Annotated in this window: 10 protein-coding genes and 1 riboswitch; of the genes, 4 read left to right on the top strand and 6 right to left on the bottom strand. The window is 44.5% G+C overall.

From position 1 onward, the window contains the following. The first annotated feature begins 162 nt into the window (after positions 1 to 162). Positions 163 to 1,593 carry a Na+/H+ antiporter NhaC gene (nhaC, locus tag FFM75_RS04960; protein WP_137628085.1) on the top strand — a complete coding sequence of 477 codons (1,431 nt, stop codon included), beginning with the start codon at positions 163 to 165 and terminating at the stop codon, positions 1,591 to 1,593. 76 nt (positions 1,594 to 1,669) lie between these two features. Here nhaC and FFM75_RS04965 read toward each other — a convergent pair whose 3' ends face one another. Further along, positions 1,670 to 2,797: an SIS domain-containing protein gene (locus FFM75_RS04965; RefSeq protein WP_223876613.1), complete on the bottom strand. Its 1,128-nt coding sequence runs from the start codon at positions 2,795 to 2,797 to the stop codon at positions 1,670 to 1,672. Between the two features lie 185 nt (positions 2,798 to 2,982). Further along, positions 2,983 to 3,081, top strand: a riboswitch (purine riboswitch). Between the two features lie 70 nt (positions 3,082 to 3,151). On the opposite strand from FFM75_RS04965, the gene ade reads away from it, so the two are divergent. Next, positions 3,152 to 4,834, top strand: a complete 1,683-nt coding sequence (ade, locus tag FFM75_RS04970; protein WP_137628086.1) for an adenine deaminase — start codon at positions 3,152 to 3,154, stop codon at positions 4,832 to 4,834. Between the two features lie 69 nt (positions 4,835 to 4,903). Here ade and FFM75_RS13925 read toward each other — a convergent pair whose 3' ends face one another. Together FFM75_RS13925 and FFM75_RS04975 are read right to left on the bottom strand one after the other, a co-directional pair. Next, on the bottom strand, positions 4,904 to 5,074 hold the full coding sequence (locus FFM75_RS13925) for a hypothetical protein (RefSeq protein ID WP_171001422.1): 171 nt from the start codon (positions 5,072 to 5,074) through the stop codon (positions 4,904 to 4,906). 60 nt (positions 5,075 to 5,134) lie between these two features. Beyond that, the gene (locus tag FFM75_RS04975) at positions 5,135 to 6,973 is read right to left on the bottom strand and encodes a heavy metal translocating P-type ATPase (RefSeq protein WP_137628087.1); all 1,839 of its coding nucleotides are present in this window, start codon (positions 6,971 to 6,973) and stop codon (positions 5,135 to 5,137) included. A 783-nt stretch (positions 6,974 to 7,756) separates the two neighbouring features. Between FFM75_RS04975 and FFM75_RS04980 the strand changes: the two genes are divergently transcribed. Continuing rightward, positions 7,757 to 9,424, top strand: coding sequence for a BCCT family transporter (locus FFM75_RS04980; RefSeq protein WP_137628088.1), 1,668 nt, complete (start codon positions 7,757 to 7,759; stop codon positions 9,422 to 9,424). Positions 9,425 to 10,035: 611 nt separating this feature from the next. Here the strand turns inward: FFM75_RS04980 and FFM75_RS04985 are convergent. Next, positions 10,036 to 10,458 carry a hypothetical protein gene (locus tag FFM75_RS04985; RefSeq protein ID WP_137628089.1) on the bottom strand — a complete coding sequence of 141 codons (423 nt, stop codon included), beginning with the start codon at positions 10,456 to 10,458 and terminating at the stop codon, positions 10,036 to 10,038. A gap of 281 nt (positions 10,459 to 10,739) precedes the next feature. Then, positions 10,740 to 11,660 carry an aldo/keto reductase gene (locus tag FFM75_RS04990; RefSeq protein ID WP_137628090.1) on the bottom strand — a complete coding sequence of 307 codons (921 nt, stop codon included), beginning with the start codon at positions 11,658 to 11,660 and terminating at the stop codon, positions 10,740 to 10,742. Between the two features lie 883 nt (positions 11,661 to 12,543). On the opposite strand from FFM75_RS04990, the gene FFM75_RS04995 reads away from it, so the two are divergent. After that, the gene (locus FFM75_RS04995; protein ID WP_137628091.1) at positions 12,544 to 13,533 is read left to right on the top strand and encodes a serine hydrolase domain-containing protein; all 990 of its coding nucleotides are present in this window, start codon (positions 12,544 to 12,546) and stop codon (positions 13,531 to 13,533) included. A 60-nt stretch (positions 13,534 to 13,593) separates the two neighbouring features. On the opposite strand, the gene FFM75_RS05000 is transcribed toward FFM75_RS04995, so the two are convergent. After that, positions 13,594 to 14,103, bottom strand: a complete 510-nt coding sequence (locus tag FFM75_RS05000; RefSeq protein WP_137628092.1) for a VanZ family protein — start codon at positions 14,101 to 14,103, stop codon at positions 13,594 to 13,596. Between the last annotated feature and the right edge of the window lie 473 nt (positions 14,104 to 14,576).

The raw sequence follows: 14,576 nt of genomic DNA on the forward strand, positions 1-14,576 counted from the left end.
CGTCCCTGTTGTTCTATACGAACAATGGGGGCGATTTTTTTGATGCAATTAAAGAAGAGGATGATAACGATGACGATAAAACAATGTGGTGGGTTGGTTCGATATTACCGGTGCTAAAAAGTTGGCTGTCACACTTGATTGACCTGATGAGGAGCAAAATTTATGAAATCAACTAAAGGTACCCCAAAAATTAGCACCATTGAAGCCGTAATTGTATTGTTAGTCGTTTTAGGCATTATGAGTCTGGGCGTGATTGGTTTTGGCTTGTCACCACAAGTCCCAGTGTTATTAGCAATGGGGGTGGTAACCGCTTGGGCGATGTTGCGCGGTTTCCCATGGTCAGCCGTTAACGCCGGCATTAAAGAAGGCATCGATCAAGGGATCATTCCCATTTTTATCTTTATTCTGATTGGCGCGATGATTTCAACTTGGATCGCGGCCGGTACGATTCCGACCTTAATGGTCATCGGCTTCAAATTGATCAATGTCCAATGGTTCTTGCCATCGGTCTTTATCGTTTGTACGTTAGTTGGTGCGGCAGTGGGGAGTGCGTTTACAGTAACGTCCACGGTCGGCATCGCCTTTTTCGGGATGGGTGTCACGATGAATTTGAATCCGGCTTTAGTGGCCGGGGCGATTATTAGCGGTGGGATTTTTGGCGATAAATTATCGCCGTTATCAGAAACCAATAATTTAGCCTCAGCGGTCGTTGATACTGATTTATTTGCCCACATCAAACACTTACTATGGAGTACGTTGCCAGCCGGCATCATCACGTTAGGCTTGTTTGCGATGTTAGGTCATGACAACAGTAGTACGAGTTTGGCGAAGATTCATCAGACCGTGAGTGTGTTAAACGGCAACTTTAGTATTTCGGCCTTATCCCTATTACCAATTGTCTTAGTCTTTGTTTGCGCGGGGTTTAAGATGCCCGCCATTCCAACGATGTTACTGAATATCTTTATTTCTGCCGGGTTGATTTTATTTGAACAACCCAACCTGAGTATGACAAAATTAACGGCGATTATTAATACTGGATTTGTATCTAAGACTGGGAATACGAGTGTCGATACGTTACTTTCACGTGGTGGCATCGTCAGCATGATGAGTATGGTGGCGTTGATCGTTGTGACGTTATCATTGGGTGGTCTATTAATGAAGTTTGGCTTGATTGGGCAAATCATGACACCGATTGCCAAGCATTTAACGAGTGATGGTAAATTAATTACGGCCGGAATCGTGACTTGTATCGGGGTCAATGTCTTTGTTGGTGAACAATTTTTATCAATCATCTTACCCGGCCGTGCTTTCCGGCAAGCCTTCCATGATGGCGGTTTGGGGGATCAATCGTTAGGACGAGTCTTAGAAGATGGCGGCACAGTCATCAATTACTTAGTACCTTGGGGTGTTGGTGGGGTCTTTTTAACCACTACTTTAGGGGTACCCACGGTTCAATACTTACCATTCGTTTTCTTTAGCCTCTTGTGCCCGGTAATTTCAATTATTAGTGGCTTCACAGGCATTGGCTTAGCCCATTTACACCAAGCAAAAACTAGCCCAGCCAAATTACACCAAGCGACTGAACTGAATTAGTGTTGAAATAAAAGCAATCAAAAAATGCGTCCCACTACGATGAGGTAGTTTGGGACGCATTTTTAATGGTACCAGCTTATTCAGTGGTCGTATCTGTCGTTAACGGTTGGTCAGCTTCATCCATCACGTCTTGAAATTTAGCAAAGATCGGATGTGATAAGTTGATCCCCTTGGCCTTGGCAATGAACCAAGCCAAAACTTGGAACGGAATAATGGCTAATAAGGGTGCTTTTAAAACATCATCGACTTGGTGGAGCTGCAAAGTTTGTTCGTCGTTGATCGTTGGCGTGTCACCCGTAAAGCTAATCGTATAAATGTGCGGGGTGACATTAGATTCGAAGTCTTTGATGGCTTGTTGTTTACGCATGACTTGTGGCAACGTGTTGAGTTCAATGTAGAACTGGCGATGGGTCTCATGGGCCCCTAGATAAGCGCCATGGGTGAAGTCAGCAACGGTGTACCCATTAGTTGGTACTCGCACGATTTCAGTGAACTTCGTTTGCATCTCGGCTAACGTCCCGGCGACGACGCTGGGGCCAATTGCCGTGAATTGTTCAGCTAACCCGAAGTCAATCGTGAATTTCCGATAGTAGTCGTTGGATCGTTGAATGGTTTCGTTGATGTGTTCGATCAACAAGCCGAATTCATCTAATTCTTGGTTAGCGGCTAAGGTCGTGATTAACTCGCGGTCCGTGGCACTACGTAGGCCTAAGAACATCAATGACAACATGATGGCACTATAGCTCAAGGTGATATAAGGGATGGTTTCTTTACCCGTTAAAATATCAACGGTTGCATCTGTCAGGCTAGTCAAAGGCGACTCTGGTTGACTAGTCATCGCAATCGTATAGGCATGTGTACCCGCTTGGGCTTTCTTTAAGGCGGCTAAAGTGTCGGGATCTTCACCGCTTAAAGAAATCGCGACCACCGTGTCAATGGCCGGATTAACGTGCCCATAATTGGCATAATGTTCGGCATCTTTAATGTCGACTTGAATATCAGCGATGTGCTGCATATAGAGTCGCGCACTTTTAGCGGCATTCAGACTAGACGCCGTGGTTAAAATTAACCAGTGGTGACTATCACGGGGCGCTTGTGCCAAGGCACCCCCGATTTGTTCAGGATAGGCAGCTAAAACTTGGTTCAAAACCGGTTGTTCCCGGCGAATATACGACAACATGGTGGGGTTATTCATCATCATCATAGTTAGGAGGACTCCTTAATTTTTAAATAAATGAACTGATTTAGATATCGCTTTCATCATAACCGCTTCCGGCGTACAACGCAATGGCTGTTCGATTTACACGGCAAATTTATCAGGTCGAATCATAAATTGTTCGGGTTTGCAATTCAGAAAAAAGTCTGCTAAGGTTACTGACAAACCAAAATGATATTAAATAAACAATTGCCTATATAATGCCGTGATAAGGACGGCGAGTTTCTACCCAACACCGTAAATGTTGGACTATAAGCGAATTGAGCCGCGGGGTCACTCTCTCAATTTGCCGGGAGGGGTCCGGCGGCTTTTTTCTCCGGATAGGCAGAAGGAGAAGGAACTTTGAAGAAGACAGTCGATATGGTCATTACGGGTGCACAAGTGTTAAATGTATTCACTCGGGAGTTTGAAGCAACCAGTTTATGGATTGATGATGGGTGTGTGATCAGCAATCTAGCGGATGAACCTTATACGGCCCGTGAACAAGTTGATGCCACTGGTAAATGGATCGTTCCCGGCATGATCGATGCCCATGTACACATGGAAAGCGCGATGGTCGCACCGAGTGAATTGGGCAAAGTCTTGTTGAAACATGGGGTCACCGCAATTGCCACTGATCCGCATGAATTGGCCAATGTTGCCGGAACGGCTGGTATTCAGTATTTAATTGATGATGCACGTCAAACACCGTTAGATGTCTTTTTCATGTTACCGTCATCAGTCCCATGTGTGCCCTTTGACGATAATGGGGCTACGTTACATGCGGCTGATTTGCGGCCACTTTATGCACAACCAGAAGTGCGGGGGCTAGCTGAAGTGATGGACTATGGCGCAGTTGAACGTGGTGATGACGATATCATTGCCAAAATTCGTGATGCCAATGCGCACGGGTATCACGCCGATGGTCATGCCGCGGGACTTGATCCGCATCAACTAAATGTGATGCGCAATGCAGGGTTGGACACGGATCATGAATGTACGACAGTTCAAGAAGCGTTAGATCGGGTTAAAGCTGGCATGACGGTCTTTTTACGTGAAGGGACTGTTGAACGGGATGTCGTTGCGACCTTAGGTGCCGTTACGGAAGCCAATGCGAGTCGCTTTGCCTTTTGTACGGATGACAAGACGATTGCGGACTTAATCAGTGAAGGGTCAATTGATTACAACGTTAAACTCGCTATTGCCCATGGCATGCGGCCAGCCTTGGCTTATACACTTGCAAGCTATAATGCGGCGCGCGCACATCGCTTGACCGATCGTGGTAGTTTAACGCCAAGCAAGTTGGCTGATTTGGTAGTGTTAGATGATCCAAAACAAGTGACGATTAGTCGCACGATGAAAGCTGGAAAGTGGATCGACCAACCAGCGTCTACCACGCCATTGCCGTTTACGGCGACCCGGATTCAGCAACATGCGACGTTAGCGGATTTACGGTTACCACTGACCCACGGTGACGTTAACGTGATCGGGGTGCAACCTAATCATATCGAAACGGATCGCTTGGTCACTAACGTCCCGGTTGTCGCCGGTGAATTTCAGGCTGATTTAGCACACGATGTCTTGAAGATGGTCGTGGTCGAACGGCACCATCAAACTGGCCGAGTCGGTGTTGGTCTCGTGCATGGCTTCCAGTTAAAGCACGGGGCATTAGCGGGTTCAGTGGCCCATGATGCCCATAATATTGTCGCGGTCGGCACATCTGATTTAGCGATTTTGCGGGCGATTGATAAAATTACCGCGACCAATGGTGGCTTAGCAATTGCGGATGACCAACAAATCACGGCTAATTTACCGCTGGCCGTTGGCGGGTTGTTATCGGCCACTGATTATCAAACAACGGCGACACAATTGACGGCCTTAAAGCAAGCTTACGATGCGCTGTGTGAGGCGCCGTTATCATTTGATCCGTTTATCACCTTATCGTTTTTAACGTTGCCAGTGATTCCGACCTTGAAGCTAACGGACCGCGGGCTGTTTGATTATGATCAATTCGATTTTATCCCGGTTGAAGTTGCTAAAGCATAATAGGACTAAATAAAAACCATTAGAAAAGGTTGTACCTAGTGAAGTTGTCTTCATTAGGCACAACCTTTTTTAATGGCGTTTTCGCGTTGACCATGCGAACGGTAACGCAATCACCATATAGGCAAAGTCGACGATAATCGCTTGGCGCAAGGGGACTTTTAACAAGCCCACGGCGATCACGGTTAAAATCGTAATAAAAATCAAAGATTCTTTGGACCAATTCAAGACCCAATCAGGCATGCGCTCACATCCGTTTCTCACTTGTTAGCATAGCACTGGTCAATTAAGCTTGGCAACGCTTTAATTGGCGTTAACGGACTTGGACTTGCCAGTCTCGATTTGAGGATGGGGCTGGTCACGAAGTGCTCGTAAGGCCCACAGGATCGAAACGGTATCCACGACTTCTTGTAACATGGCGCCAAAGAGGGCGGGAATGATGCCTGAACTGGCAATTAACATTAGAATCGTACAGATGGCAATCCCAATCCAAACGGCTTGTTTCGCGACATTCATGGTGTCTTTGGAAATCTGAATGGCCGTGACGACGCGACTTAAATCATCTTTTAAAATCACGACATCGGCTGATTCACTGGCTGCTGTTGACCCATGGGCACCCATGGCAATTCCAACGTCGGCGACGGCCAGTGACGGGGCATCGTTGACACCATCGCCGACCATGATCACGGGGCGTTCAGCTGGTGCGACCGCTTTAAGATTTTTGATTTTATCGGCTGGCAATAAGTCGGCCTGGACTGTATCGATGCCAACTTCTTGTGCGATTTCATCCGCAATCGCCTTTTGGTCACCCGTGAGCATCATGACATTTCTAACACCTTCAGCATGCAAGGCTTGTAAAGTGGCAGCGGCTTCGGGGCGCACATTATCGATAAAGGTAATGTAGCCAGCATAATGGTCATCGATGGCCACGTAAATGGCGGTTTGCGCTAGCGGTGTTTGATCAGTTGTGGGGGCCACAAAGTTGAGTTTGCCGACTTTAACCACTTGATCATCAATTTGGGCCGTGACCCCATTACCAGTTACTTCAGCTAAATCAGTGACGGGACTTAACGGGGTATCGTTGGCATACTTAACGATCGAACGCGCTAAGATATGGCTGGAATTTTGCTCAGCACTGGCAGCTAAGTGCAAGACTTGCGCCGCCGTAAAGCCTGCTTGGGGCACGATTTGATTAACCGTTAATTGACCGCTAGTAATGGTCCCAGTCTTATCAAAAGCGGCCGATTTAGCATTGGACATTTTTTCCAGCATGTCCCCAGTTTTAACGACGATCCCGTTACGGCTCGTGCGACTCATCCCGGAGACTAAAGCGACCGGTGCGGCTAGGATCAGCGGACAAGGCGAGGCGACCACTAAGACTTCCGCAAAGCGATGCGGATCGCCACTTAAAGCCCAAGCAATCCCAGCAATTACATAGGCCACTAAGGTAAATGGCACGGCATAGCGGTCAGCTAAGCGGACGAATTTCGCTGGGCGGGCTTCTGATTCTTTAACTAATTTAACCAATTGTTGGTATTGACTATCAGCGGCAAGTTTATCGACGACCATAGTAATGGCACTATCGCCATTGACGGCCCCAGACATCACATCATCGCCACGCTTTTTTTCAACGGGTTTGGATTCACCAGTCAATGATGATTCATCGAACAAGGCTGTTCCTTGGATCACATGCCCATCGACGGGGACCAGTTCACCTGGTTTGACCACCAGTTGGTCGCCGACAACGGCATCTTCAACGGCAATATCAGTGAGTTGCCCATTGTCTTGGCGATGGGCCGTTCGTGGTGAATTATCGAGTAGCGCTTTTAACTCTGTATTGGCCCGCTTGGCGGCAAAGTCTTCTAACGAATCGCCCCCGGTTAGCATGATCAACACGACTAAGCCAGCCCAGTATTCACTGACCGCCAGTGTGGCGACAATGGCCGTAATCGCCAATAAATCGACCCCATATTTACCTGAACGCAAGGTCTTGATCATTTCGACGAGCATTGACAGTGCCATGATCGACCCCATTAAGGTAATCACTAGCTGAGCGGCGAGTTGTTGTTGAAAGCCAAATTGCAAGATTAAGGCCAAGACCCCGACGCCGACAGTTAAACTTAATTTATAGTAATGTCGCATACTAAACCCTCCCTTGATTAATGAAATCGGTTCCTTTATGATTATGTCAAGCATAGCATGGAAATGGATTTATTTAAACAGATAAGAATGATTCTAAACTAAATTTAATAATTTCCGTAAAACTAAATTAATTTTCAGAAAAATAGTCTTTTTTAGCCGGTTAAAAGCGGTCTAATGCCTATCATGATAGGCGTTAAACGCTGCTAGACCGGCTATTTGAATTATTTTCTAATGCTAGTATAGTAATAGATGAACATTCAGATATATCAGAAAATACTGAAATCAGCATTTGTATAAGACGTCGCGCTGTACAGGTGGTAACTTGTTACCCTGTCGTGCGACTTTTTGTGTATCATGGAGCCATTTTTGACGGCCACTTTACAAATGACGTATCTGAATTCAAGGGGGTTATTCATTAGCAAGATACGGTAACTATGTGTAGTTACGTGGTGTGTTAGCGGTCAAAGATTGGCCACGACACTCGCTATCAGCGCTAAAGAATTGGCGAACGCCAGCGTAGATTATGCAATTTAATAAGTTTTGTCAGTATGGCGCAGACTTTAGCTCACCAACGGAAAGAAGGAAATTCTGCTACTGATTTTGAGTTAGCACAAACCGAGTTAAAGCTGCAAGCCGATTTACCTTATTAAAACTAAGGGTACTGAGTGCTGCGAGGTCTGCTTCGCAGGGGTGTACCGATTGCTAGTCGGAAATTAACGCGTGGGGACTCCCAGTCAATCAGACTGGAAGGGTGAACCACGAATTTTTTGATATCGAGAGGATATTTTCAGTAGCAGGTTTGCTATTTTAAAAAGTAAGAATATTGATTGGTGGGTGTATTTACCAACGATTGCGTTGTTCGCGATTGCCTCGGTGATTTTATTGGTCGGGGGTCAATCATTAGAAACGGGCTTGGCATCAATTTTGAGTTGGTTGACCAGTAATATGAGCTGGTTATACATGTTGGTCTATGTCATCAACTTTATCTTTTTCATTTACTTAGGTTTAAGCAAGTTTGGGAAAACCAAATTGGGTGGTCCTAAAGACAAACCTGAATTTTCAACGTTCCATTGGGGCAGTATGGTGTATGCGACCGGGATTGATGCTAGTATTTTAATGCTCAGTATCGTCGATCCATTACGTTATTTACAGAGCCCTTCATTCGGCGTTAAGCCGTTTTCAGCTTCGGCCTATAATTATGCCCACATGTTAGGGCAATTTAATTGGGGGCCGATGGCGTGGATGATGTTTGCACCGGCGACGATTGGGATTGCCTATGCGATGTATGTCAAACACGTCAAAGTGCAACGGTTAAGTGCCGCGATTTCTGTTTTGGAAGGCGATAGTCTTGCTAAACGGATTGCCCGGAACCTGGTCGACTTTTTAGTCGTTATCGGGATCATGGGCGGGGTCGGCACCTCCGTTGGGATGGAAATCCCAGTCATTTCAAAAGTGTTAAGTACGGTTACTGGGATTCCAGATACAATGACGCTAAAATTAGGCCTGTTCGCGATTTTATTTGTGATCTTTGCTTTGGCCGTCTTTAATGGCCTCAAACGTGGGATTGGCCGGTTAAGTTCAGCCCACATCTGGTTAGCGATTGGCTTTTTGGTCGTTGTTTTAGCGGTTGGCCCAACAGTTTATATTTTGAATTCCGAAACTAACAGTATTGGGTTATTTATTAACAAGTTTGTCAGCATGAGTTTTAATACGGCTGCTAATGGTAAGATGACGGCAATGCAAAGTCAAACCATCTTCTATTGGGGTTGGTGGTTATCGTTTATGCCAGTGATGGGCTTATTCATCGCTCGGATTTCTCGTGGACGGACGATTCGCCAAGTCTTAGGTGGCATGTTGCTTTGGGGGTCATTAGGCTGTGTTAGTTTTTATGCCGTTTTAGGTGGGTACGCGTTGTACTTACAAAAGATGGGCATCGTTAACTTAGTGCACATCTTAAATACTCAGGGGCAAGCGGCAGTCATTGCGGCGGTCTTAACAACGTTACCATTTAAGATGATCATGTTAGTTCTTTATTGCCTATCATGCTTTATCTTTTTGGCCACGACAGTGTCATCGTTTGCGTTTATTACGTCGTCATTTACAAGTAAACAATTGTCAGTTGGTGAGCAACCAAGTCGTTTCAATCGGATGAGCTGGGTCGTCATCTTCTTACTCTTCTCACTCGGGTTAGTCACCGTTGGGGGCTTTAAAGCCATTCAATCGATTTGTGCGATGTCTGGGTTCCCACTGATTGCAGTCTGCTTACTGTTGTTGTATTCCATTTATCGAGATTTATCGGCAGATCCAGTCAAGGAAGCCGCCAAGGCCAATGCCAAAGCAACGGCTAAAGCACGGCGACAACAATTGGCGCGTGATGTTGAAATCTCAACGAAGACCGATTATGCGCGTGAACGGCGGACCGTTCGGAAGTCAGCTTCAGAGACAGATTAATTAATTGCTTGAAAAGCTTAAGCCACGTCTGAAAAATTCAGATGTGGCTTTTTTGTGCGTGGTGATCAAGCTTTACGGAATCTATACGAGAACTTTACCAATCTACGACTGAGCTTTTACACCTAACCACTATACTCAACAATGTAATCAAAATTAACGCGTTAGGGGTTAAACGGATGAAACGAATTGGCAAGTTATTAGTGGTATTGGGCGTCGGTGGACTACTGAGTAGTTGGAACTTAGTGGCATCTAGACAGATACCACAGTTGCGACCCTTTTGTTGAAACATCCAGACCTAACCCCCGTTTGCCAACTTGGCAAGTTCGAAAACGGCTACCAGAGCAAGCAACGCGCTATATAACGACTGGACCGGTGCTTAATGATACAGTCCCAGTGCACTGGCAAGTCAGCAATCGTGTGGGGATGTTTAAATCCGTACCAGCCAAGCAATCAATTAACTGGTAAGTTTGGTCAAAAGAGATTTAGGTGAAACCATTACTTTTGGGGCACTGAGCAAACTTAGGTGGGCCTTGATGATGGGGATTATCAAGCTGAGTTGTGTTCAGGTAAATAAAAAGCACCGTGATCAATTGACCACGGTGCTTTTTAGCCTATTTTACCTTTTTCTTGAGTGCCGCTTTCTTTTTGCGGTCACGTAACAAGTTCTTAAAGGCTTCAATTTCTTCAGTATGCTTAGTGACCCATTCTTTATAGTTAGAATGCGAATCGGTATCACTGATTTTAAGTCCAGTTTCTAACCAGAACAAAGCCTCGGTTAACGACCCAAAATTATGTAACCAGAGCGTATGGCCGTTATCGGAATCTAAGGCGACATAAGACTTGTAGTGGGGGGTTAAAAACGTATGTTTCACGATTTTAAACGCGGCCCGGCGCCGCGTCATTTTGTAATCTGGTAAAATATAACGTCCAGGATGAGCTAGACGTGGAATCGAGTTCTTTCGTTGTTCCTTATATTCTGTCAGCATTGCTTTTGCGCGCTCAGCGTTGATGAGTTTAATGTTGAAGTTTGACATGGCAGGGCTCCCCTTGATAGTTGCGTTTTAATTAATCAGTATTGGTTGGATAACAACTTTACTTATATTATTAATGATAGCGCATTTTTAGACAAACTCGAAATATAAAAGCCTAATTTTCAATGGATTTAAGCTTTCTATGGTTAAAATTAATAAAAATTTAGCAAGCAAGCGCCTTAAAACGACATAAATTACCGTTGTACGCAGTGTGCCACGATAATCGTGCTACAAAATAAAACTGGTTTGCACAGCAGGGGCTGCACAGACCAGTTTTGTAAAGGTTAAGGTAAATCGTTGCCCGCGGCGAAGTATAAGTCATACCATTCTTGGCGACTAAGTTCAATGTCGGCACCGGCTGCATTTTCAGCGAGATGGGCCGGGTTCATGCTGCCGAGAATGACTTGCATTTGAGCCGGGTGGCGTAAGATCCAAGCGGTAGCAATCGCACTTTTGGTCGTGTGTTTGGCAGCTGCCAGTGTTTGCATGGCGGCGTTGAGTTTTGGAAACTTCGGATTATCTAAGAAGACGCCGGCAAAGGTCCCATATTGATAGGGTGACCAAGCCTGGATCGTCATCTGATGGAGTCGTGAATATTCGATAATGCCATCATCGTGGCTAATGCTGCGTTCATCTTGCATGTTAGTGTGGAAGCCAAAGTCGATCGCGCCGGTATGCATAAGGCCAAATTGTAACTGATTGACGATCAATTTTTGTGATAGGGCGGCTTGTAGCAAGTCAACTTGGCGCGGGTTAAAGTTGGAAACCCCAAAATGCCGGACTTTGCCGGCCGCTTGCAAGTCATCAAAAGCAGCCGCAACTTCGCTAGGGTCCATTAACGCATCTGGCCGATGAAGGAGGAAAGTGTCTAAATAGTCGACGCCCAGTCGGCTTAATTCACCATCTACCGCATTAATTAAGTGGGATTTTGAAAAATCATAACGTTTGCCAGGCACGATACCGCCTTTAGATTGGATATGTAATTGGTCTCGTGTGACGTTAGCTTGTTTTAAAGCGGCGCCAAAGATAGTGGATGATTGACCGCCACCATATATATCAGCCGCATCAACGTAATTGATGCCTAGCCCAACCGCGGCATCGATGATGGTCGTGGCTTGATCGACAGTGAGTGCATCCATCCGCATGATACCTAATGCGACGGCTGAAACGACTTGATGGGTCGCGCCTAAAGTAATTGATTTCAAAACAGACATCTCCTTGGATAAAAGTATCCGGTTTCATTATGAGTATAATTGCATTTTAACATAAAAAAATAGGACCCAAGGCTTCTCATGCTTGGATCCCACTATGAGGAATAACCGTTGTTAGCAACCACTAATCGTTCAGTGTTCTTAATACGTTACACCTTCATGCTATTCAATTTTACGTGTGTCCAACTTCTAACGGACTAACCCGTATTTAATGTTTCTATCTGCTTTAGTCGATCAAAAGTAATCAGTTACTTGATTCTTGACTCATAAACGGGTTTTAACGAAAGTCGAACTCGCGTTTAAAACTTGGTAATGTCTTCGTAACAGACACGCACCTCCGTTTAAACTTTTAATACCTAAGCCTACAATGAAACTGGTACTAATAGAACTAAGTGGAACCTATGGTACTTGGTGCTAGTGGAACTTACAACTTGTCATCGGCGACACCTGTTTCCAACCCTCAAGTTAAAATCTAGATAGTCTTGATAACTCCAGTTAATGCGTGTTACGGTTACTGTTTATTCAAGGATCAACGTTCAGTCATCCAATGGAGTCTCACGACCTGCAGTGAACCGATAACGCTTGGCGACGCCTGAATTGGTCTCAGTAACGACCATCACTTGTGAATCTGGATATCTACCGTTGCCACGATATCCAAGACATTGAGAAGCTTGCTAACGAGGTTAATTCCTTTCCTCACTTAGTATATTAACACATGATGTAAGCGCTTGCAATATTAGGTGCTTAAATTGTTAAAAAGATGTTAGCGTTGCTTTTACGCTGTTTTTCGTTATGATAAAAGGGTAATCATCAATTTAAACTTTAACGGAATGGCTAGTAACGCCATGTACCATAACGAAAGGTAGGCTCGTGACTAGTGATTAATAAAATAACACAATATCTCGATAACTGTATTGATGCTGGTGACATTTTTGGGGCTTCATTTTCCCTGATCACGCCCCGTGGTATCGATCAGTATTATCACGGGAAACAAGGTAATGACGAATTTGGCATTGGGTTAGATGCGTCAATGATTTATGATTTGGCTTCGGTGACGAAAGTCGTTGCAACAACGACACGAATCTTTCAATTGTTGTCTGATCATACGATCCGGCTGGAAGATTCGGTAACCCGGTTCTTACCTGGCTTTAAGCATCCTGAAATTACGATTAAACAACTTTTACTTCATAATAGTGGGCTACCTGCAGACATTGAGCATTTAACCAATATGAATCGTGAAGATTTAATCGCAGCTGTTTATGATGCTGAATTGATTAATGAGCCGGGCACGAAAGTCGTTTATTCAGATTTAGGCTATATTATCTTAGGCTGGATTATTCGGACTGTTGACGGGGCCTTGGCACGGAGTATTCAAGATCATGTTTGTTATCCATTGGCGATGACGAATACGGGTTATAACTTGAATCGGCCAAAGGTTCGGTTTGTGCCAACTGAATTTGATCCGCGTCGTGGTCAGATTCAAGGTCAAGTACATGACTACAAAGCTTTCTTATTAAATGGTGAAAGTGGTCATGCGGGGCTGTTTTCAACCTTGACTGATTTAACCGTTTTTGTCGAAATGATGTTGAACTTTGGCGAATACCAAGGTAAACGCGTTTTAGATGAGAATGTTTTTGATTGGCTTGGCCAATATGAGGTTGAAGGCCGCACCTTAGGCTGGGAACGTCGCCCAGGGAAACATCAATATTTCCATACTGGTTACACTGGTCCGGCAATTGCGTTTGATCTCGATCGCCAAGTTGGCTTGGTCTTGTTAACCAATCGTGTTTATCCAACAAGTGACAATCAAGTTTGGAATCAGGATCGTGCACGCATTTTTGATTTATTCTTTGATGATCAACAATAGAAAAAACATGCCGCTTGAGATTTTTTCTCGAGCGGCATGTTTTTTATTACGCCGATTTTGTTAACGCCAGTTGAACCAAGTTCTTCGTGCTAATAAACGATAACTGAGACTACCGAGGATAACACCAGTCCAATTGGTGAGGACGTCGTCAACTTCTACCCAACGGTTGAGATGAACAAGCCAGTCTAAAATGAATTGGCCACTTTCAAGGGTTAAACCGGTGAGCAACCCTAGGCCAACTATTTTGCGCCAAGTCCATTGCGGCCAGTTCCAACTAATTAAAAAGCCAAGGGGCATGGTGAGGAGGACGTTTAGCCAAAACTCGATATCGAGATGTTGAAAAGGCACTAAGGTTAGTTTGACTGGTCCCCAAGTGAGATACTGGATGATGACAGTGCCACTGAAGTTGTAAGCAGTAGGTGTATAACAAAAGGCAGTTAAAATCCAAATGAAGCTTAGCAGTGTTAGCCGCTTTAATTTTATGAATGGGGTTCGCAGATGACGGTTAAGATAAAGGGCACTGCTGGCGATTATACTTGTCAAAACAATGAATGGTAACCAAGCGAGCATTTTGGTAGACTCCTTTAGCTGAATTAGTTACTATTATATGAAACCAATCAACAATTAGCGATTCAATTTTGTGGTGATGAAAAAGATTGCAAAAATCAATTGACATGAATCATTTGGATTGGTATATTAGTAAGCGTTGCTGCTACGGCAGAGCGTATTTGAAAATCAATTGTTGAAAACAGTTGTTGACAACGTCTTCGATAATTGATAAGATAGTTTCTGTTGTCGCAACGGCAACCATAACAAATTGAGTTGTTACTTCTGAAAAAAGATGTTGACATGATTTACTTAGGATGTTATGATAATTAAGTTGCGTTGAGGAAATCAACCAACGATTTAGACCTTTGAAAACTGAACAAAGTTTCGACGAATCAAATGTGTAGGGTCTACTAATTTAATTAGTAGCAAACATTTGCGAAGTCAATTCGCTAGCAAATAAATTTTTGAACAACTTTAAATGAGCTTTTTAGAAC

Origin of the sequence: Lactiplantibacillus daowaiensis (assembly GCF_005405085.1) — a bacterium.
Classification (GTDB): Bacteria; Bacillota; Bacilli; order Lactobacillales; family Lactobacillaceae; genus Lactiplantibacillus; species Lactiplantibacillus daowaiensis.